The following is a 19,868-nucleotide window of genomic DNA, read 5'->3' as shown; positions in this document are numbered from 1 at the left end:
CCCCCCCCGGAGCGGCGGCCGTTGGAGCGCCGCCAGGCCGATCACCCCTCGACGATGTCGAAGCCCGTGGTGATCTCTGCCATCTTGCCCAGCATGATGCTGGCGGAACAGTATTTTTCGTGGCTCATGGCGATCGCACGCTCGACCGCCGCCGCAGGCAGCGCCTTGCCCGTCACGGTCAACTGCATGTGGATGCGGGTGAACACCTTGGGATCGACCGGGGCGCGTTCGGAGGTGAGCTTGACGCTGCAGCCGCGGACATCGTGCCGGCCGCGCTTGAGAATCAGCACGACGTCGTAGGCCGTGCACCCCCCCGTGCCGGCCAGGACTGTCTCCATGGGGCGCGGCGCCAGGTTCTGCCCTCCGTTGGCGGGATTGGCGGCATCGGGCGCGCCGTCCATGGCCAGGACATGGCCGCTGCCGGTTTCGGCGATGAATCCCATACCGGACCGGGTGCCCGTGGCGCCCGTCCAGGTGACTGTGCATTCCATGTTGTTTTTCTCCATCAAAAAAAGCGAAACGGCATTTCCATCCCCAGATGGTCCGTCAATTTTGCTGCAACGCAGCATGGTTTGGGCTACACTTCGCACCATGCGTTGCCCGAAAGGGTGGACAGCAAGCCCAAACGGTTTGTTCGCACCCATTGTCTCCTCCATCTCCTCAAAGGATGGATTCGGCCCCGGACTTCACAGTCCGGGGCCGTTTTTTTTGCCCAGCGCACGACGGCAGCAGCGTCGGGCCACCACCTATGATGGCGGCCCTGCCCGCGACCGGCGCGGCAACGATCCGCACGACATGACCCAGCACCTCACGCCCCTGGACTACCTGAAGAAGATCCTCACGGCCCGCGTCTACGACGTGGCGGTCGAATCGGCCCTGGAACCCGCCAAGGCGCTGAGCCGCCGGCTCCACAACCAGGTGCTGCTCAAGCGCGAGGACCAGCAGCCGGTGTTCAGCTTCAAGCTGCGGGGCGCCTACAACAAGATGGCGCACCTGTCGCCCGAGCAGTTGCAAAAGGGCGTGATCTGCGCCTCGGCTGGCAACCATGCCCAAGGCGTGGCGATGAGCGCGCACAAGCTGGGGACCCGCGCCGTCGTCGTCATGCCGACGACCACGCCCCAGCTCAAGGTGGATGCCGTCCGGACGCTGGGCGGCGAGGTCGTTCTGCACGGCGACAGCTACTCCGACGCCTACGAGCACGCGGCCCAGTTGCAGGCCGCCCAGGGCCTGACCTTCGTACACCCCTTCGACGATCCCGACGTGATCGCCGGCCAGGGCACCATCGCCATGGAAATCCTCCGCCAGCTGCAGAGCCTGGGCAGCAACCGGCTCGATGCGGTGTTCGTCGCCATCGGCGGCGGCGGGCTGGTGAGCGGCGTGGCCAACTACATCAAGGCGGTGCGCCCCGAGATCCGCGTGATCGGCGTGCAGATGAACGATTCCGACGCCATGGCGCAGTCCGTGGCGTCCGGCAGCCGGGTCACGCTGGCCGACGTGGGCCTGTTCTCCGACGGCACGGCTGTCAAGCTGGTGGGCGAGGAGACCTTCCGCGTGGCCAAGGGCCTGGTGGACGAGTTCATGACCGTGGACACCGACGCCGTGTGCGCCGCGATCAAGGACATCTTCGTGGACACGCGCAGCATCGTGGAGCCGGCCGGCGCCCTGGCCGTGGCCGCCATCAAGCAATATGTCGATACGCACAAGACGCGGGGCGAGACCTACGCGGCCATCCTGTGCGGCGCCAACATGAATTTCGACCGCCTGCGCTTCGTGGCAGAGCGCGCCGAGGTGGGCGAGGAACGCGAAGCCCTGCTGGCGGTCACCATTCCCGAGGAACGCGGCAGCTTCAAGCGGTTCTGCGAGGTGGTGGGGGAACTGCCCGGCGGCCCGCGCAACGTGACCGAGTTCAACTACCGCATCAGCGACGCCGCACGCGCCCATGTGTTCGTGGGCCTGACCACGCACGGCAAGGGCGAGTCGGAGAAGATCGCCCGCAACTTCCAGCGCCACGGGTTCGAGGCGCTCGACCTCACGCACGACGAACTGGCCAAGGAGCACCTGCGCCACCTGGTGGGCGGCCGCTCGGCGCTCGCTCAGGAGGAGCGGCTGCTGCGCTTCGTCTTCCCCGAGCGGCCGGGGGCGCTGTTCAAGTTCCTGAGCCTGATGCAGCCGAGCTGGAACATCAGCCTGTTCCACTACCGCAACCAGGGCGCCGACTACGGGCGCATTCTGGTGGGCATGCAGGTGCCGCCGGGCGATGCGGCGGCGTTCGACGCCTTCCTGGCCACACTGGGCTATCCCTATGTGGAAGAAACGCTGAACCCGGCTTACCAGTTGTTCCTGCAGGCCGGGCGCGCCTAGCCCGAAGGCTTTGCGCCAAAACGGCCTCCAGCACAATTAGTACTAGGGCATATAGCTATTAATTTTATAGCAAACAGCATGCAGGCGCTTCGCCACTATCTGCTGGCCGTGCAGTTCTTCACCCGGATTCCCGTCACCGGCCGGACTGCGGCCTGGGTGGGCTATAGCCCTGCCCTGCTGCGCGCCAGCGCCGGACACCTGCCGGGCGTGGGCTGGCTGGTGGCGGCGGTCGCGGTGGCGGTGCACGCCGCGCTCGCGTGGGCGCTGGGCCCCCAGCCCGCCGCGCCCTGGGTGTGTGCGGTGTTCAGCACCGTGGTCACCGTGCTGGTCACGGGGGGGTTCCACGAAGACGGCCTGGCCGACGTGGCCGATGGCCTGGGCGGCAGCCTGCAGCGCGAGCGGGCGCTGGAGATCATGAAGGACTCGCGCATCGGCGCCTTCGGGGCCATGGCGCTGGTGCTGGCGCTGGCCGCCAAGCTGGCCTTGCTGGCGCTGCTGGGCGCCGGCGGCCTGGGCGTGGTGTTGCCGGCACTGGCCGCAGCGCATGTGCTGTCGCGCTTTTGGCCCCTGGTGCTGGTGCGCACCCTGGCCCATGTGGGCGACACGGCCACCTCCAAGAGCAAGCCGCTGGCGGACCAGATCAGCGGACGCTCGCTGGCCACCGCGCTTTTGTGGTCGATCGGGCCTCTGGCGCTGATGGGCTATGCGCTGGGCATTGCTGTATTGATGGCGGCCATCTCGGCCAGCGCCCTGGCCGCGCTGTGCATGCGCCGCTGGTTCGCGCGGCGGCTGGGCGGCTTCACGGGCGACTGCCTGGGGGCCACGCAGCAGATCGGCGAAATCGCCATCTACCTGGCCACCGCCATCGCGCTGGGGCCTGGCCTGCGGTGACGCAGCGGCGCCTGTGGCTGGTGCGGCATGCGCTGCCGCTCGTGGCGCCGGGCGTGTGCTACGGCGCGCTCGACGTACCCGCCGACCCTGCCGCGACGGCCGATGCCGCCCGCCGGCTGGCCCGCGCGCTGCCCGGCACGCTCGCGGACATGCGCCACTCGCCGCTGCAAAGGTGTGAGCAGCTTGCGCAGGCCCTGATGGCGCTGAAGGCCGATTCGGCCAGCGAGCCCGACGCCCGCCTCGCCGAAATGGATTTCGGCACCTGGGAAGGCCGCGCCTGGGACGCCATTGCCCGGGCCGACATCGATGCGTGGACGGCGGATTTCGGTGCGCCCCGCGCCAGCGGCGGCGACAGCCTGGCCGCGATGCTGCTGCGCGTGGATGCGGCACTGTCCGAGGCACGCCAGTTGTCCCACGACCGGAGTGGCGATGTGCTGTGGATCACCCATGCGGGAGTAGCGCGCTGCGTGCAGTGGCTGCAGGCCCGGCCCGGGCGCCTGCCGCGGGCCGACGAATGGCCGGTGGCCGCACCGGCCTATGGGGAATGGACCACGGTGCCGCTGGACGGGCCAACGCACTGAACGCGTCGGAGACAGCGGCTTTCGCCCCACCTGAAACAGGTGTCTTTCTTTGTGCTGCACACCCCGCGTGCGGCCCCCGAACCGCTACCGCTTGTCCGGAATTTCCAGCGTGACCGTGGCCGCGCCGTCGTGCGACGGCCCCAGCCGCGCCTGGCGGCGGCCCAGGGCCTGCAGCACCAGCCCTTCGGCCACCGTGGCCCCGACGCGAAACGGCTTGGCCGGCTGGTTGTCCACGGCGATCAAGGCCGCGCCGCCACCGCTGGACGTGCCCGCCAGCACGCCCACCAGCGCGAACCGGCTGGGTTCGCGCACCGCCGGCGCCGACGGCGCGGCGGGCCCTGCCCCGAGCAGCCGCGCCAGGGCCTGGGCGTCGGGTGCCAGGGGCGCGGGCTCTGCCGCCGCCACGCCCGGGCCCGCCGGCCGGGCCGAGAGGCGCAGGCCCCAATAGACCACGCTGGCGCCCGCCAATGCCCACAGGGCCATCGTGCCCAGGCGCACGCCCCACCTGCCGTATGTGTTTGTCACCATCGCACGATTATGATTGACCGCATCTGCCCTATCCGAGTCGCCCCTCAGTGAATTCACACGCTTTCTCCCTTGCCCGCACCGCACGCCGCCGCCTGGCGGCCGGTTTCACCCTGATCGAACTGATGGTGGTGCTGGTGATCATCGGCGTGCTCGCCGCGCTGATCGTGCCCAACGTGCTCGACCGCGCCGACGACGCCCGCAGCACGGCGGCGCGCACCGACATCACCAACATCGTGCAGGCCCTGAAGCTGTACCGGCTGGACAACCAGCGCTATCCCACGGCCGAGCAGGGCCTGCAGGCGCTCATCGCCAAGCCCACCTCGGGCCCCGCGCCCGGCAACTGGCGCCCCTACCTCGAGAAGCTGCCCAACGACCCCTGGGGCCGCCCCTACCAGTACCTCAGCCCCGGCATCAAGGGCGAGGTCGATGTGATGTCGTTCGGGGCCGATGGCCAGTCCGGCGGCGAGGGCAAGGATGCGGACATCGGCAGCTGGCAGTGACGGCCGCGCCACGGGGCACCGGCTTGCGGCCGCCGCCCGCATGAACGCGCCGGCCCCCGCCCCTGTGGCGATCGACATCCCGTGACCCCGCACCCTTTCCGCCGCGCCCGGGGCTTCACCCTGTTCGAGCTGCTGGTGGTGGTTTCGATCATCGCGCTGGCCACGGCCGGCGTGGGCTTTGCGCTGCGCGACAACGGCCAGACGCTGCTGGACCGCGAGGGCGAACGGCTTTCGGCGCTGCTGGAGGCGGCGCGCGCACAATCGCGGGCATCGGGCGCCACCGTGCGCTGGCGCGCGTTCGCCGGCGGCTTTCGCTTCGAAGGGCTGCCGGGCAATCCGTCGGCCGGCGCCTGGCTGGACCCTGGCACGCAGGTGCTGGGGCCGGGCCTGCTGCAGCTCGGGCCGGAGCCGCTCATCGGCCCGCAGCAGGTCGTGCTGGCCAACCAGGGCCACCCGGGGCGCGCGGTGCGCGTGGTCACCGACGGGCTGCGGCCCTTCGCCGTGGAGCCCGCGCCATGACCGGCCGCCCCGGCGGGCCGCGCCGGCCGCGCGAGCGCGGCTTCACACTGGTCGAGGTGATGGTGGCGCTGGCCATCGTGGCGATCGCGCTCATGGCCGGGCTGCAGGCCACGTCGGCCCTCACGCGCAATGCCGCGCGGCAGACCGACGTGCTGCTGGCCCACCTGTGTGCCGAGAACGAACTCGTGAAGGTGCGCCTGTCGCGCCAGATGCCGGCCATCGGCGACAGCACACTGGCCTGCGAGCAGGCCGGGCGCCGCTACGACGTCACGCTGGTCGTGCGGCCCACGCCCAACCCGCAGTTCCGCCGGGTCGATGCCCAGGTGTCCGACGGGCAGAACTCCGTGCTGCGCCTGTCCACCATCGTGGGGAGGTACTGACATGCGCCGCCCGACCCGGCTTTCGCGCGGCTTCACGCTGATCGAGCTGCTCGTGGCCATCGCCATCATGGCCATCCTGGCGATCATGAGCTGGCGCGGGCTCGACGGCATGGTGCGCGCGCAGGAGCAGACGCGGGAGCGGGCCGACGGCCTGCTCGTCATCCAGGCGGCGCTCGCCCAGTGGGGCACCGACCTGGATGCGCTGCAGGCCATCGACCAGACCGAGCCGCTCGACTGGGACGGCCAGGTGCTGCGCATGACGCGCCGCAGCAGCGCCGAGCCCGACGAAGGCCCGGTGGTCGTGGCCTGGACCCGGCGCAACGTGAACGGCATCGACCAGTGGCTGCGCTGGCAATCGCCGCCGGTGCGCACGCGGGCGCAATGGCGCGAGGCCTGGCAGCGCGCGGCGCAGTGGGCCCGCACGCCGGGCGAGGCCGAGCGGCGCACCGAGACCGTGCTCATGCCCCTGGTGAACTGGCAGATCTACTACTACCGCGACGGGGCCTGGTACAACGCCCTGTCCAGCAGCGAGACGACCGCCAACCTGCCGCAATCGCAGGGCCCGACGGCCGCCACCAACATCCCCGAAGGCGTGCGCCTGCAGCTGACGCTGCCACCCGGCCGCGCGCTGGCGGGCACGCTCACCCGCGACTGGGTCAACCCGGTGAACGGCGGAGGCAAGACATGACCCGCGCCCGCCGCACACTGCCGCGCCGCCCCGCCGCACGCGGCGCGGCGCTGCTGGCCGCCATGCTCACGGTGACGCTGGTGGCCACGTTCGCGGCCGCGGCCATGTGGCAGCAGTGGCGCGCGGTCGAGGTGGAGACCGCCGAGCGCGCGCGGGCGCAGTCGGCCTGGATCCTGGCCGGCGCGCTCGACTGGTCGCGGCTCATCCTGCGCGAGGACGCCGCCGCGCGCGATAGCGACGGCACCGACCACTTGGCCGAGCCCTGGGCCGTGCCGCTGGAAGAAGCGCGCCTGTCCACCTTCCTCGCGGCGGACCGCAACGTGAGCCAGCCCGAGGATGCGAGCACCGACACGGCCGATGCCTTCCTGTCCGGCCGGATCATCGACCTGCAGTCGCGCCTGAACCTCTTCAACCTGGTGGACGGCAACGCGGTGCAGGAAATCCCCCTGCGCCAGTTCACCCGCCTTTTCGAGCAGCTCGGGCTGCCGCGCCAGCAGCTGAACCTGCTGGCCGACGGGCTGCGCCAGGCCAAGGCCACGGGCGGCGATGCGGGCAACGCGCCCCTGATGCCGCGCACCCTGTCGCAACTGTCCTGGCTGGGCGTGGACGCCGCCACCATCGCAGCGCTGGAGCCCTACGCCACCGTGCTGCCGCGCAGCACGCGGGTGAACCTGAACACGGCCAGCGCCCAGGTGCTGCAGGCCAGCATCGAGGGGCTGGACATGGCCGGCGCGCAGCAGCTGGTGCAGGCGCGCGAGGCCCGGCACTTTCGCAACGAGGAAGACGCGCGCAAGCTGCTGAGCGGCTCGGCGCGGATGGACACCACCACGCACACCGTCTCCTCGTCGTACTACGAAGTGCTCGGCCGGCTGCGGCTGGGAAGCACCGTGGTGCAGGAACGCTCCCTGGTCTACAAGGCCGGCCGCGAAGCCCGCACGCTGTGGCGCGAACGCGGGGTCTTCGCGCGCAACGACGCCGCCACGGCCACCCGCTGACCCCGGCCGCGCGCACCGTCATGCCACGCCCCTAAAATGGCCCGCGAAACCCATCCATGAGCACCCTCATCCTTTCCTTGCCCCCGGGCCACCCGGGGCCGGCCACCGAGTATGGCTACACGCTGACCACCGACGGCCACACCGCCACACGACACGCGAACGCGCCCGCCGCGCTGCTGCCCGACCCGGGCCGCGCCGGCGAGGTGGTGGCCGTGGTGCCGGCCCGCGCCCTGTCGTGGCAGCGCGTCACCCTGCCGCCCGGTGCCGGCACGCAGGCGCCGCGCCTGCGCGCCGTGCTCGAAGGGCTGCTCGAAGAGCGCCTGCTGGACGATCCCACCGCGCTGCATTTCGCGCTGGAACCCGGCGCCCGCCCCGGCGCGCCCGCCTGGGTCGCGGTGTGCGATCGGGCCTGGCTGCGCGCCGCGCTGCAGGCCCTGGAGGCGGCCGGCCGCCCGGTGCAGCGGGTGGTGCCCGAGTTCGCGCCCGGCCCCACCGCCAGCGGAGCGCTCGACCACTTCGCCCTGGGCACGCCCGAAGACGCCCATCTGGTGGCCACCGCGCAGGGCCCCGATCAGGCCGTGGCGGTGCTGCCGCTGTCGCCCATGGCCCTGCAGCTTACGGGTGCGATGGCCGGTGCGGATGCGGGGGGACAACCGCCCGCCGTGCGCGCCGAACCCGCCGTGGCCGCGCTGGCCGAGCAGATGCTGGGCCGCCCCGCAGCGCTCTACACCGCCAGCCAGCGCGCCCTGGACGCCGCCCGCGGCGACTGGGACCTGGCGCAGTTCGACCTGGCCAGCAGCGGCCGCACCCGCGCGCTGCGCAAGGCCGGCACCACGCTCGGCACCTTCGCGCGCGCCCCGCAATGGCGCGCCGCGCGCTGGGCCCTCGGGCTGCTGGTGGCCACGCAGCTCGTGGGCCTCAATGCCTGGGCCTGGCAGGAACGCCAGACACTGGAGGCCAAGCAGGCCGGCGTGCGCGCCGCGCTCACGCAGACCTTTCCCCAGGTGAAGGTGGTGGTCGATGCGCCCGTGCAGATGGAGCGCGAACTCGCCCAGTTGCGCCAGGCCGCCGGCAGCGTCTCGCCGCGCGACCTCGAACCCATGCTGGCCGCCGCGGGCGCCGCGCTGCCGCCGGGCCAGTTGCCCACCGCGCTCGACTACAGCGCGGGCGATCTTCGCCTGCGCGGGCTCGAGCTGCCCGCCGAGGCGCTGGCCAGCGCCAACCAGCGGCTGTCCGCCGCCGGGTATTCCTCCCGCATGCAGGACGGCCAGTGGCTGCTGCGCACCGGAGGCCAGCCATGAAGCGCCCCGCACCCGCCGCCCCCTCTTCGCCCTCCAGCGCCGTCGCGCCCCTCAAGGCGCGCTGGAAGGCCCTGGCCCCGCGCGAGCAGTCGCTGGTGCTGGCCGCCGGCGGCCTGGTCGCCGCCGCGCTGCTGTGGTGGGTGGCGGTCGCGCCCGCACTGCAGACCCTGCGCAGCGCGCCCGCCCGCCATGCCGAACTGGATGCGCAGCTGCAGCACATGCAGTCGCTGCAGGCCGAGGCCCTGCAGCTGCAGAGCGCGCCGCGTGCGCCGCTGGGCGACACCGCCCAGGTGCTGCGCAGCTCGCTCACGCAGCGCCTGGGCACCGCCGCGCAGATGGCGGTGCTGGGCGACCGCGCCACCGTCACGCTCAAAGGGGCGCCTGCCGATGCGCTGGCCCTGTGGCTTTCGCAGGCGCGCAGCAATGCCCGCACCGTGCCCATTGAAGCGCGCCTGGCGCGCAGCAGCGCGGCCGTGGTCGGCCCCACGCCGGCCGGCAAGCCGCCCGCGGCCCTGTCCAACCAGCCTGCGGCGCCCGACATGCCGCGCTGGGACGGCACGCTGGTGCTGGCGCTGCCGCCGGGCTGATCCGCTGGTCCTTGCCATCCCTCCTCTCGCCCACCCCTTCCCCGAGCCCCACTTCTTGAACGCCACCGTGTCCCGCAGCACCGCCCCCCGCCCTCCGTTCGCCGGCTCCGCCGTGCCGCGCTCGCCGCGCGGCTGGGCGCTGGCCGGCGTGCTGCTGGGCGCATTGCCGGCGCTGCTGGTCTTCGCTCCCGCGCAGTGGCTGGCCAGCGCCGTGGAGCAGGCCAGCGGCGGGCAGGTGCGGCTGGCGCAGGCGCGCGGCACGGTGTGGACCGGCTCGGCCCAGATGGTGCTCACCGGCGGCCGCGGCAGCCAGGACCAGGCCGCCCTGCCCGGGCGCCTGCAGTGGCGCCTGCGCCCGGCGTGGGACGGCGCCCGCGCCGAACTGCGGGCCGATTGCTGCACGCCCCAGCCGGTGCAGCTGCGGTTGCGCCCGCACTGGGGCGGTGCCCGCGTGACCGTGGCCGACGGCCGCAGCCAGTGGCCGGCCGCCGTGCTGGCCGGCCTGGGCACGCCCTGGAACACGCTGCAGCCGCAGGGCCAGCTGGCCCTGGGCACGCAGAGCCTTTCGTTCGACTGGTCCGCCGGCCGCCTCGTGGTGGACGGGCAGGCGCAGGTCGATGCGCTGGACATGTCCTCGCGCCTGTCCACGCTGCGCCCCATGGGAAGCTACCGGCTGGTGCTGCAGGGCGGGCAGGCGCCCACCCTGGCGCTGTCCACGCTCGACGGCGCGCTGCGCCTGTCCGGCAGCGGCCAGTGGGTGGGCCAGCGCCTGCGCTTCACCGGCGAGGCCACCGCGGCGCCCGAGCGCGAGGGCGCGCTGGCCAATCTCCTCAATATCATCGGGCGGCGCACCGGCGCGCGCTCCATCATCACCGTGGGTTGACCCTATGACTTCCTTGACTTCGCAACGCCTGCGGTTCGCACTCCACGCTTTGGCCGCAGGGGCCCTGCTGGCCTGCGCGGGCGGCACGCTCCAGGCCCAGACGGCCGTGGGCACCGGCACCAGCAGCGTGCGCGCCGGCGAGCCGGTCACGCTGAACTTCGCCAACGCCGAGATCGAGGCCGTGGCACGCACCATGGCCACCATCACCGGCCGCAACGTGGTGGTGGACCCGCGCGTGAAGGGCCAGCTCACCCTGGTGACCGAACGCGCGGTGACGCCCGCGGCCGCCTTCCAGCAGTTCCTGGCCGCGCTGCGGCTGCAGGGCTTCACGGTGGTGGAGGCCGCGGGCCTGTATAAGGTCGTGCCCGAGGCGGATGCCAAGCTGCAGGCCGGCAGCGTGAACGTGTCGGAAAGCGGCCTCGGCGGCACGCGCGGCGGCGGGCAGATCGTCACGCAGATCTTCAAGCTCAACTTCGAGAACGCGGCCAACCTGGTGCCGGTGCTGCGCCCGCTCATCAGCCCCAACAACACGATCAACGTGAACCCCGGCAACAACTCGCTGGTGATCACCGACTACGCCGACAACCTGCAGCGCCTGGCGCGCATCGTGGCGGCCATGGATGTCTCCAACGCCAGCGACGTGGAAGTGATCCCGCTGCAGAACGCGCTGGCCACCGAACTGGCGCCGCTGGTGTCGCGCCTGCTGGAGGGCAGCGGCACGGCCGCCGGGGCCGTTCCGGCCGTGGCCCAGGGGCAGTCGGACACGTCGTTCCGCACCACGCTGCTGGCCGAGCCGCGCAGCAACTCGCTCATCCTGCGCGCGGCCAACCCGGCGCGCCTGGCGCTCGTGCGATCGCTGGTGCAAAAGCTCGACCAGCCCGCCACGCCCGGCAGCAGCGCCGCGGGCGGCAACATCCATGTGGTCTACCTCAAGAACGCCGACGCCACCAAGCTTGCGGCCACGCTGCGCGCGGCGCTGTCGGCGGCCACGGGTAGCGGGTCTTCGGGCTCGGGCACCACCTCCAGCGCGCCCACCGGCTCAGGCCTGGGCTCGACCGGGCTGACGGGCGGCATGTCGCAGACCGGGGGCAGCAGCTCCATGAACAACAACTCCACGTTCGGCGGGAGCAACAGCAGCGGCGGCGGGCTGGGCAGCAACGCCAGCAGCGTGGGCAACTCATCCAACAGCAACCAGCCTTCCACCGGCGGGCAGATCCAGGCCGACCCGACGACCAACTCGCTCATCATCTCGGCGCCCGAGCCGCAGTACCGGCAACTGCGCGCAGTGATCGACCAGCTCGACGGCCGGCGTGCCCAGGTGCTGGTGGAAAGCCTGATCGTCGAAGTCGCCGCCAACAAGGTGGCCGAGTTCGGCATCCAGTGGCAGAGCGTGGTGGGCAACACGGGCAGCGGCACGGTGGGCGTGATCGGCACCAACTCATCGGCATCCACCTCGAGCGGTACCGCTAACATTCTCAATCTCGCATTGGCCGCTGCGTCCGGCAACACCACGACCCTTGCCAGCAGCGCGGCAGGACTCGGCAAAGGTCTCAACGTTGCCATTGCCCCGCGCATCAACGGCAACTACTACCTGGGCGCGCTGGCGAACTTCCTGGAGAACACGGGCGATGCCAACGTGCTCTCCACCCCGAACCTGATGACGCTGGACAACGAAGAGGCCCAGATCATCATCGGCAACAACGTGCCGTTCGTGACCGGCTCCTACGCCAACAGCACCGGCAGCAGCACCGTCAACCCGTTCACCACCGTCGAGCGCAAGGACGTGGGCCTGATGCTGCGCGTGCGCCCGCAGATCAACGAGAACGGCCAGGTCAAGCTCACGCTGTACCAGGAAGTCTCGCAGGTGGATTCGGCCACGCTCACCTCCGCCAACGGCCCCACGACCAGCAAGCGGTCGATCGAATCCACCGTGCTGGTGAACGACGGCAGCGTGATCGTACTGGGCGGCCTGCTGGAAGACCGCTACGCGCTCGGCCAGGACAAGGTGCCGGTGATGGGCGACCTGCCCCTGGTGGGCGGCCTGTTCCGCAACGAGAACCGCTCGCGCAAGAAGACCAACCTGATGGTGTTCCTGCGCCCGCTCGTGATCCGCGACGCGGCCACCAGCGACGCGGTGATGACCGACCGCTACGAAGCCATCCGCGCGCTGCAGCAGACCACCCAGCCCGCGCCCAGCACCGTGATGCGCAGCGTCTCGGACGCCCCCGTGCTGCCGCCCCTGCCCGCCGCCCCGGTGGTGCCGCAGATCCCGACCCGCACCGCGCCGCTCGCACCGCTCCTGCCCGAGCAGCGCGCCATCCCGCGGCCGGTGCCCACGCCGTCCGAGTACACCGCGCCCCCGGAAAAGCTCAGCCCCCAGTAAGCCCATGCGCCACCCGCTTCCCTACGCCTTCGCGCGCACCGCCCAGCTGCTGCTCGAGGACGACGGCCAGACCACCGTGCTGTGGCACGGCCCCGCGCCCGATGCCGGCGCCCTGTCGGAGGTGCTGCGCAAGTACGCCGTGCGCGAACTCATGCCGCTGGACGCCCACGGGCTGGCGCAGCGCATCAGCGCGGCCTATTCGCAGGGCGAGTCGAGCGCGGCCACCGTGGTGAGCGAGGTCGAATCCGATGCCGACCTCTCGCGCATGATGCAGGAGCTGCCGGCGGTGGAAGACCTGCTGGAATCGGCCGGCGACGCGCCCATCATCCGCATGCTGAACGCGCTGCTCACGCAGGCCGCGCGCGACGGCGCGAGCGACATCCACATCGAGCCCTACGAGCGCCACTCCAGCGTGCGCTTTCGCGTGGACGGCACCCTGCGCGAGGTGGTGCAGCCCAACCGCGCGCTGCACGCCGCGCTGATCTCGCGCCTGAAGATCATGGCCGACCTGGACATCTCGGAAAAGCGCCTGCCGCAGGACGGCCGCATCAGCCTGCGCCTGGGCACCCGCGCCATCGACGTGCGCGTGTCCACCCTGCCCAGCGCCCATGGCGAACGCGCCGTGCTGCGCCTGCTGGACAAGAGCGAGAGCAAGCTGAGCCTGGAGGCCGTGGGCATGCAGGGCAACACCCTGCGCCGCTTCGACAGCCTGATCCACCAGCCGCACGGCATCATCCTGGTGACCGGGCCCACGGGCTCGGGCAAGACCACCACGCTGTATGCCGCGCTCGGCCGCCTGGACGCGGCCAGCAGCAACATCATGACGGTGGAAGACCCCATCGAATACGAGCTGCCGGGCGTGGGCCAGACGCAGGTGAACGCCAAGATCGACCTCACCTTCGCCAAGGCCCTGCGCGCCATCCTGCGCCAAGACCCGGACGTGATCATGATCGGCGAAATCCGCGATTTCGAGACCGCGCAGATCGCCATCCAGGCCTCGCTCACCGGCCACCTGGTACTGGCCACGCTGCACACCAACGACGCCGCCAGCGCCGTCACGCGGCTGACCGACATGGGCGTGGAGCCCTTCCTGCTGTCCAGCTCGCTGCTCGGCGTGCTGGCCCAGCGCCTGGTGCGCAAGCTCGATCCGTCCGACCCCAGCGGCTACCGCGGCCGCACGGGCGTGTTCGAGATGCTGGTGGTGGATGACACGCTGCGCGCGCAGATCCACAACCAGTCCTCCGAGGCCGACCTGCGCGCCACGGCCCTGGCCGGCGGCATGACGCTGATGCGCGACGACGGCGAGCGCCTGGTGCGCGCCGGCATCACCAGCCCCGAGGAAGTGCTGCGCGTCACGCGGGATTGAAGCGGCGCTTCACGGAGCGGAGTACTTTTGGTGATCAACTGGTCCGTCGCCCCAATCAAAGTAGGTGATATCGCCATCTGCGGTGACGACCTCTGCCAATCCACCGGCGCGCAGCCGGTACTCTTTGCCTTCGATGGTGGTTTTGTAGTAGCAAGGCAGCCATGAGTAATCATCGAGGAACAACTGCCAGAAGTGCTTGGCCTGGTTGAACTTTTCATTGAACTGCTCGACGTTCATCTCAAAGTGGGCACACATCAAAGCGGCGGTGGGGCCCATATCCGCCGCAAAGACCCTCTCTATCCGCACAGCCTTCACATGCGGTGTATGGGTAATCCACAGATAGGCGATGCAAGCGGCCAGCGGCACCGTCAACAGGCAAAGAAGGAATGCTTTTTTCTTCATCTCAAGCCCTCAATACTCGACTTTGGATGCTTCCGATTCCAGTTTTACGGAAACCTCGGGATGGCGGTAAACCGCCGTGCGTTTGAGGTTAAGGTGCTGCATCAAGGCGCCGACGAGCCACACGCTGGCGGCGTTTTGTGCGGCAGTGGGGGCTGTGTATTGCTTATTTTTTGAAACGCCCACGACTTCGATGCCCAGGGAATCCAGATTGCTCGGATACCTGAGATGGGCCGGTTTTTTCATTTCCAGTTGGTGTATCGCAAAGTCCTTATCCTTCTGCGGCAAAGACGAAGCCAAGATGCTTTTCAGTGCCTTGGTCTGGTCTGGGGTGCAGGTATAGGTCTCCATGCACTTGGACTTGATTGCCCCCACATGAAAGCAGACCCGATCCATGCGCGCCGTCTGGTAAATCATCCCGCCAGGCGCGATGAGAAAGTGCGCACCCACGCTGCGCCAGTAATAGGCCAGCAGCGTCGGAAAGGCGGTGGTGCTGTTGGTCTGGTGCAGGATGATGCCGTTGACGCTCGACAATTCGCCATGCTCAAGATTCGAATAACGGTTGTGCAATATCCGTGAGCCATGAATCATTCCATCGACAATTTTCATAGAAGTCGTTGCGGTCGGAGCCGCGTTGTGTTGATCGTGTGATTTACCCTTGAGGCGATCACCCCTCCCTTGGGGGCCGAATATTACAAGGTGCCGACCCTGCGCGAGACGGCCTTGTCCATCGGCGGTATGAGTGGATGTCCATGGGCGAGCACAGGTTTGGCCGGCGCCCCACAATCGTTTGCATGACCTCTACGCAACGCCCCACGCAACGATTCCCCGCTCTCTCCATGCTCGATCTGGTGGCCGTTCGCGAAGGCGGCACGGTGGCCGAGGCCCTGCAGATCGCCGTGCGCACCGCCCAGCGTGCCGAATCGCTGGGCTTTTCGCGCTACTGGCTGGCCGAACACCACAACATGCCCGGCATCGCCAGCTCGGCCACGGCCGTGCTGGTCGGCCACATCGCCGGCGCCACGCAGCGCATTCGCGTCGGCTCGGGCGGCATCATGCTGCCCAACCACGCGCCGCTGGTGGTGGCCGAGGCCTTCGGCACGCTGGCCGAGCTGTACCCCGGCCGCATCGACCTGGGCCTGGGCCGCGCGCCCGGCACCGACGGCCCCACCATGCGCGCCCTGCGCCGCGATCGCGTGGAGACCGAGCAGGACTTTCCGCGCGACGTGGCCGAGCTGCAGCGCCTGCTGGGGCCCGTGCAGGCCGGCCAGCGCCTCGTGGCCACGCCCGGCGCCGGCACCGAAGTGCCCATCTGGCTGCTGGGCTCCAGCCTGTTCTCGGCCCAGCTCGCGGCCGAGCGCGGCCTGCCCTACGCCTTCGCCTCGCACTTCGCGCCGCGCATGCTGCACCAGGCGATCGATCTGTACCGGCGCCTGTTCCGCCCCTCGCCCACCTTGGCCGCGCCCTACGTGGTGGTGGGCGTGCCGGTGATCGCCGCCCCGACCGACGCCGAGGCCGAATACCTCGCCAGCAGCACCTACCAGCGGGTGCTGGGCATCCTGACGGGCAACCGCCTGCAGTTGCAGCCGCCCGTGGAAGACTTCGCGGCGCGGCTGTCGCCCCAGGAGCGCGCCGCCATCGGCGACTTCCTGTCCGCGGGCGTGATCGGCGGGCCGGACACGGTGCGCGCCGGCCTGCGCGAACTGGCCGAGGAAACCCGCGCCGACGAGTTCATGCTGGTGAGCGACGTGTACGACCCGGCGCTGCGCCTGCGGTCGCTGGACATCGTGGCCGCCGCCAACCGGGCGGAGTGAGCGGCCGGCCCGGCGCCGCGCGCGACGGACGGCGCCGGGGCGGCAGGCGCATGCCGGCCCGCCATCGCCGCGCGACACCGGCCTGCCACCGGCAGCGGCTACCATCACGCACCGCCCCGTTGCCCATTCCCCTCGCCGACCCCGACTGAACCGCATGCCCGCCTTTTCCTTTGAAGCCCTCGACGCGCAGGGCCAGACCCGCAAAGGCACCATCGAAGCCGACACCGCCAAGGCCGCCCGCAGCCTGCTGCGCGCCCAGGCGCTCGTGCCCATGGCCGTGGAAGCGCTCGCGGCGGGCCAGGGCCCCACCGGCGGGGGCGCGGCCACCTTCAGCCAGCGGCTCTTCACGCGGCCGGTGTTCGGCGCCACGGCGCTCTCCATCTGGACCCGCCAGCTCGCCGGGCTCGTCGCCTCGGGCCTGCCGCTGGAGCGGGCCCTCACCGCCCTGGCCGACGAGGCCGACGACGAGCGCCAGCGCCACCTCGTGGCCACCCTGCGCGCCGAGGTGAACGCCGGCTCCACCTTCGCCCGCGCCCTGGGCGCCCACCCGCGCGAGTTCTCGGCCATCTACTGCGCCGTGATCGGCGCCGGCGAGCACAGCGGCAACCTCGGCCTGGTGCTGGAGCGCCTGGCGGACGACCTGGAGGACCGGCAGGCGCTCAAGGCCAAGCTGATCGGCGCTGCGCTCTACCCCGCCATCGTCACCCTGGTGGCCATCGTCATCGTGCTGTTCCTGGTGGGCTATGTCGTGCCCCAGGTGGCGGCCGTGTTCGCCGGCACCAAGCGCGCCCTGCCCTTTCTGACCGTGGCCATGCTCGCCATCAGCGACGCAGTGCGCCACTACGGCTGGGCAGCGCTGATCGCTATTATTTTCATAGCATTCGGGGCAAGGTATGCCCTGGCGCAGCCGCGTTTTCGCGAGAAATTCGATGCCGTGTGGCTGACCCTGCCGCTGGTGGGCAAGCTCGCGCGCGGCTACAACGCGGCGCGCTTCGCCGGCACGCTGGCCATGCTGGCGGGCGCCGGCGTGCCCATCCTGCGGGCGCTGCAGGCCGCCGCCGAGACGCTGAACAACCGCGCCATGCGCGCCGACGCGCTCGACGCGCTGGTGCTGGTGCGCGAGGGCGCACCGCTGGCGTCGGCCATGGCGCAGAAAAAACGCTTTCCCGGCCTGGTCGCCATGTTCGCGCGCCTGGGCGAGCAGACCGGCCAGTTGCCCGTGATGCTGCAGCGCGCGGCCACGCAGCTGTCCACCGAGGTGCAGCGCCGGGCGCTGCAGCTGGCCACCATCCTGGAGCCCCTGCTCATCGTCGCCATGGGGCTCATCGTCATGCTGATCGTGCTGGCCGTGCTCATGCCCATCATCCAGCTCAACCAGTTCGTCAAATAAATGACCGGCCTGCCTTCCCTCCGCCGCCGGAGCCCTCCATGGCCATGACCCTGGACGACAAGCTCGTCGTCGCCATCTCCTCGCGCGCGCTGTTCGATTTCGAGGAGGAAAACCGCCTGTTCGACCCGCTGCAGCCGCAGACCTACATGCAGCTGCAGCTCGACCGGCTGGACACGCCCGCGCGCCCCGGCGTGGCGTTCTCGCTGGTCAAGAAGCTGCTGGCCTTCAACGAGCCCGGCCACCAGCGCGTGGAGGTGGTGGTGCTGTCGCGCAACGACCCGGTGAGCGGCATGCGCATCTTCCGTTCGGCCAGCGCCGCGCACGTGCCGCTGGAGCGCGGCGTGTTCACGCAGGGGCGCGACCCGTTCCGTTACCTGCGGCCGCTGGGCGCGCACCTGTTCCTGTCCGCCAACGAGGCCGACGTGCGCCAGGCCCTGCAACTGGGCTACCCGGCCGCGCGCGTGCTGACCGAATCGGTGCAGGCCAGCCACGCCAATCCGCACGAGGTGCGCATCGCCTTCGACGGCGACGCCGTGCTGTTCTCCGATGAGGCCGAGCGCGTGTACCAGGCGCAGGGGCTGGCCGCCTTCCAGCGCCACGAGACCGACAAGGCCGCGCAGCCGCTGCCCGACGGCCCCTTCAAGCCGCTGCTGGCCGCGCTGCACCGACTTCAGCAGGCGGCGGGCAGTTCGTCGGGCATGCGCCTGCGCACGGCCCTGGTCACCGCCCGCAGCGCGCCGGCGCACGAGCGCGCCATCCAGACGCTCATGAACTGGAACATCGCCGTGGACGAGGCCATGTTCCTCGGCGGGCTGGACAAGGGCGGGTTCCTGCGCGAGTTCGAGCCCGATTTCTTCTTCGACGACCAGACCGGCCACGTCACCTCGGCGGCGCGGCACGTGCCCTCCGGCCACGTGAACAGCGGCATCTCCAACCCCAGTTGAAGGCCGTCGGCGCAGCGACCTCTCCATCGAAAGGCAAAGAAGCGCAAACCTTTGCAACCGCCGGTGAAACCCTGCCGCCCCCGATTGCAAAAACCCGCTGGCCCCACCATCTGTGACACCATGCCCCGAATGAACACCCCTGCCGCTCCCCTGCCGTCCCGTGTCCATGCCGCCCGCGCCGCCGCGGCGCCGGTCCAGCCCGGTGCGGCCGCCCTGCGAGCCATCGCGCTGTTTTCCCTGCTCGCCATCGGCCTGGCCTTCAGCGCCGTGGCCGCCACGCCTCCGGCCGCGGCGCCCCAGGCCAAGGCGAGCGAGCCCCTGAGCAAGGGCGAAATCAAGGCGCAAAAAGAATTCAAGATGCTGGACTTCAACGGCGACGGCAAGCTGAGCCGCTCGGAAGTGGCGCTGTTCCCACGCCTGGCCAACGCGTTCGACGACGCCGATACCAACCACGACGGTTTCGTGTCGTACGAGGAAGTGCGGGCGTTCGCCGCCAAGTACCGGGCCGAACGCGACCGCGCCCGGGCCGAGGAAGCGAAAACCCCGGCCAGCGCGGCAGGCGGTGCGGCCAGCGCGGCCAAGCCCTAGCCGCCGCTCGGCTACCGCCACCGCCACCGGACTCGTCGTTTTATAGCCAAAACGGCCTCCAGCACAATCAGTACTAGGGCATCCTGCTATTGATTTAAGAGCAAATCACCTTACAGACCGCCCGTTCGCTTGACCTTGGGGTCGGCATAGGTGAGGGGCTCGTCCTTGGCTTCCTGGGCCAGGCGCTCCTGCAGCGGGGTCTTGTTGAGTTCCTGCGCCATCTCGACGGCGCTGCCGCTGGCGCGCCACATCGACTGGATGAACTCGAGCAGCTGCTTGTAGATGGGCTCCGGCGGCGGCTCCTGTTTCTCTTCGACCGTGTCCTTCTTCTTGACCTCGGTCCAGTCGCGGTTGCGTGTGTCCGGATCGGACGGCTTGTCCGGCTCTCGCACGATGGCGCCCTCGCCCAGCCGGTCCATCGACTCGACGGGGTTGGCCGCATGGATGGGCCGGACAGGAACCGCGCCGGAGGCCCCCGTGGAATACAAATCGGCGCCCTGGGGACGCCAGCTCGGCGATCGGTCAACAGGTGGCATTTGCATGGCGGGGTCCGTTCGTGAAAGTGGAGCGGCAAGGGGAATTCATCCCTCGTCGTATTTCATAACGGCAAAAAGAAAGGGAAATTAAGGCCTTTTTAACGGATCTGACCCGTCCTGAATGAGGTTGACACCTTTCTGTTCATCAGAAAGGAAAGTCAAGTGGATCAATGGGTTAAGAGAACGCAGAAGGACTACACACTGGCCTTTAAGCTGGCGGTGGTGGATCAGGTA

22 protein-coding genes are annotated in these 19,868 nt (G+C 70.2%); 17 read left to right on the top strand and 5 right to left on the bottom strand.

The annotated features are described in order from the left end of the window. Positions 1 to 41 precede the first annotated feature (41 nt). Complete coding sequence (locus AVMA1855_RS12425) at positions 42 to 491, bottom strand: OsmC family protein (protein ID WP_284425935.1); 450 nt, start codon at positions 489 to 491, stop codon at positions 42 to 44. Positions 492 to 795: 304 nt separating this feature from the next. Between AVMA1855_RS12425 and ilvA the strand changes: the two genes are divergently transcribed. The 3 genes from ilvA (at position 796) to AVMA1855_RS12410 (ending at position 3,833) form a co-directional block, all read left to right on the top strand. Then, positions 796 to 2,361 carry a threonine ammonia-lyase, biosynthetic gene (gene ilvA / locus AVMA1855_RS12420; protein WP_284425934.1) on the top strand — a complete coding sequence of 522 codons (1,566 nt, stop codon included), beginning with the start codon at positions 796 to 798 and terminating at the stop codon, positions 2,359 to 2,361. A gap of 78 nt (positions 2,362 to 2,439) precedes the next feature. Continuing rightward, on the top strand, positions 2,440 to 3,252 hold the full coding sequence (gene cobS / locus AVMA1855_RS12415; protein ID WP_284425933.1) for an adenosylcobinamide-GDP ribazoletransferase: 813 nt from the start codon (positions 2,440 to 2,442) through the stop codon (positions 3,250 to 3,252). Then, positions 3,249 to 3,833 carry a histidine phosphatase family protein gene (locus AVMA1855_RS12410; protein ID WP_284425932.1) on the top strand — a complete coding sequence of 195 codons (585 nt, stop codon included), beginning with the start codon at positions 3,249 to 3,251 and terminating at the stop codon, positions 3,831 to 3,833. The genes cobS and AVMA1855_RS12410 overlap by 4 nt, the downstream gene beginning before the upstream one ends. Positions 3,834 to 3,917: 84 nt before the next feature. Here AVMA1855_RS12410 and AVMA1855_RS12405 read toward each other — a convergent pair whose 3' ends face one another. Next, on the bottom strand, positions 3,918 to 4,361 hold the full coding sequence (locus tag AVMA1855_RS12405) for a general secretion pathway protein C (protein WP_284425931.1): 444 nt from the start codon (positions 4,359 to 4,361) through the stop codon (positions 3,918 to 3,920). 47 nt (positions 4,362 to 4,408) lie between these two features. Between AVMA1855_RS12405 and gspG the strand changes: the two genes are divergently transcribed. From gspG to AVMA1855_RS12355, 10 genes are all read left to right on the top strand, one after another. Further along, positions 4,409 to 4,861: a type II secretion system major pseudopilin GspG gene (gene gspG / locus AVMA1855_RS12400; protein ID WP_284396434.1), complete on the top strand. Its 453-nt coding sequence runs from the start codon at positions 4,409 to 4,411 to the stop codon at positions 4,859 to 4,861. An 81-nt stretch (positions 4,862 to 4,942) separates the two neighbouring features. Beyond that, positions 4,943 to 5,380 (top strand): pilus assembly FimT family protein, encoded by a 438-nt coding sequence (locus AVMA1855_RS12395; protein WP_272567445.1) that lies wholly within the window; start codon positions 4,943 to 4,945, stop codon positions 5,378 to 5,380. Continuing rightward, complete coding sequence (gspI, locus tag AVMA1855_RS12390; protein WP_272567444.1) at positions 5,377 to 5,760, top strand: type II secretion system minor pseudopilin GspI; 384 nt, start codon at positions 5,377 to 5,379, stop codon at positions 5,758 to 5,760. Before AVMA1855_RS12395 ends, gspI begins: the two co-directional genes overlap by 4 nt. A 1-nt stretch (position 5,761) precedes the next feature. Beyond that, complete coding sequence (locus AVMA1855_RS12385) at positions 5,762 to 6,448, top strand: PulJ/GspJ family protein (RefSeq protein WP_284396429.1); 687 nt, start codon at positions 5,762 to 5,764, stop codon at positions 6,446 to 6,448. Then, on the top strand, positions 6,445 to 7,443 hold the full coding sequence (gene gspK, locus AVMA1855_RS12380) for a type II secretion system minor pseudopilin GspK (RefSeq protein WP_284425930.1): 999 nt from the start codon (positions 6,445 to 6,447) through the stop codon (positions 7,441 to 7,443). Before AVMA1855_RS12385 ends, gspK begins: the two co-directional genes overlap by 4 nt. A 56-nt stretch (positions 7,444 to 7,499) precedes the next feature. Next, the gene (gspL, locus tag AVMA1855_RS12375) at positions 7,500 to 8,744 is read left to right on the top strand and encodes a type II secretion system protein GspL (RefSeq protein WP_284425929.1); all 1,245 of its coding nucleotides are present in this window, start codon (positions 7,500 to 7,502) and stop codon (positions 8,742 to 8,744) included. After that, entirely contained in the window at positions 8,741 to 9,331 is a 591-nt protein-coding gene (locus tag AVMA1855_RS12370; RefSeq protein ID WP_284425928.1) for a type II secretion system protein M, read from the top strand. The genes gspL and AVMA1855_RS12370 overlap by 4 nt, the downstream gene beginning before the upstream one ends. 67 nt (positions 9,332 to 9,398) lie before the next feature. Then, positions 9,399 to 10,214: a type II secretion system protein N gene (gene gspN, locus AVMA1855_RS12365; RefSeq protein WP_284425927.1), complete on the top strand. Its 816-nt coding sequence runs from the start codon at positions 9,399 to 9,401 to the stop codon at positions 10,212 to 10,214. 4 nt (positions 10,215 to 10,218) lie between these two features. Further along, the gene (gspD, locus tag AVMA1855_RS12360; RefSeq protein WP_284425926.1) at positions 10,219 to 12,597 is read left to right on the top strand and encodes a type II secretion system secretin GspD; all 2,379 of its coding nucleotides are present in this window, start codon (positions 10,219 to 10,221) and stop codon (positions 12,595 to 12,597) included. A gap of 4 nt (positions 12,598 to 12,601) precedes the next feature. Beyond that, positions 12,602 to 13,963 carry a GspE/PulE family protein gene (locus tag AVMA1855_RS12355; protein ID WP_272567432.1) on the top strand — a complete coding sequence of 454 codons (1,362 nt, stop codon included), beginning with the start codon at positions 12,602 to 12,604 and terminating at the stop codon, positions 13,961 to 13,963. A gap of 9 nt (positions 13,964 to 13,972) precedes the next feature. Here AVMA1855_RS12355 and AVMA1855_RS12350 read toward each other — a convergent pair whose 3' ends face one another. Both AVMA1855_RS12350 and AVMA1855_RS12345 read right to left on the bottom strand, forming a co-directional pair. Next, the gene (locus AVMA1855_RS12350) at positions 13,973 to 14,365 is read right to left on the bottom strand and encodes a hypothetical protein (protein WP_284425925.1); all 393 of its coding nucleotides are present in this window, start codon (positions 14,363 to 14,365) and stop codon (positions 13,973 to 13,975) included. A gap of 9 nt (positions 14,366 to 14,374) precedes the next feature. Next, positions 14,375 to 14,971 (bottom strand): peptidoglycan recognition protein family protein, encoded by a 597-nt coding sequence (locus AVMA1855_RS12345; protein WP_284425924.1) that lies wholly within the window; start codon positions 14,969 to 14,971, stop codon positions 14,375 to 14,377. Positions 14,972 to 15,156: 185 nt separating this feature from the next. Between AVMA1855_RS12345 and AVMA1855_RS12340 the strand changes: the two genes are divergently transcribed. From AVMA1855_RS12340 to AVMA1855_RS12325, 4 genes are all read left to right on the top strand, one after another. Then, positions 15,157 to 16,176, top strand: coding sequence for an LLM class flavin-dependent oxidoreductase (locus AVMA1855_RS12340; RefSeq protein ID WP_284425923.1), 1,020 nt, complete (start codon positions 15,157 to 15,159; stop codon positions 16,174 to 16,176). A 154-nt stretch (positions 16,177 to 16,330) separates the two neighbouring features. After that, positions 16,331 to 17,566, top strand: coding sequence for a type II secretion system inner membrane protein GspF (gene gspF, locus AVMA1855_RS12335; RefSeq protein WP_284425922.1), 1,236 nt, complete (start codon positions 16,331 to 16,333; stop codon positions 17,564 to 17,566). A gap of 38 nt (positions 17,567 to 17,604) precedes the next feature. Further along, entirely contained in the window at positions 17,605 to 18,510 is a 906-nt protein-coding gene (locus AVMA1855_RS12330; protein ID WP_284425921.1) for a 5'-nucleotidase, read from the top strand. 120 nt (positions 18,511 to 18,630) lie between these two features. After that, positions 18,631 to 19,098 carry an EF-hand domain-containing protein gene (locus AVMA1855_RS12325; RefSeq protein ID WP_272567427.1) on the top strand — a complete coding sequence of 156 codons (468 nt, stop codon included), beginning with the start codon at positions 18,631 to 18,633 and terminating at the stop codon, positions 19,096 to 19,098. A gap of 110 nt (positions 19,099 to 19,208) precedes the next feature. Here AVMA1855_RS12325 and AVMA1855_RS12320 read toward each other — a convergent pair whose 3' ends face one another. After that, positions 19,209 to 19,640 carry a hypothetical protein gene (locus tag AVMA1855_RS12320; protein WP_284396393.1) on the bottom strand — a complete coding sequence of 144 codons (432 nt, stop codon included), beginning with the start codon at positions 19,638 to 19,640 and terminating at the stop codon, positions 19,209 to 19,211. Positions 19,641 to 19,868: the final 228 nt, after the last annotated feature.

It is taken from the genome of Acidovorax sp. SUPP1855 (genome assembly GCF_030158955.1).
Classification (GTDB): domain Bacteria; phylum Pseudomonadota; class Gammaproteobacteria; order Burkholderiales; family Burkholderiaceae_C; genus Paracidovorax.
This window is presented reverse-complemented; position numbering and strand designations above follow the sequence as displayed.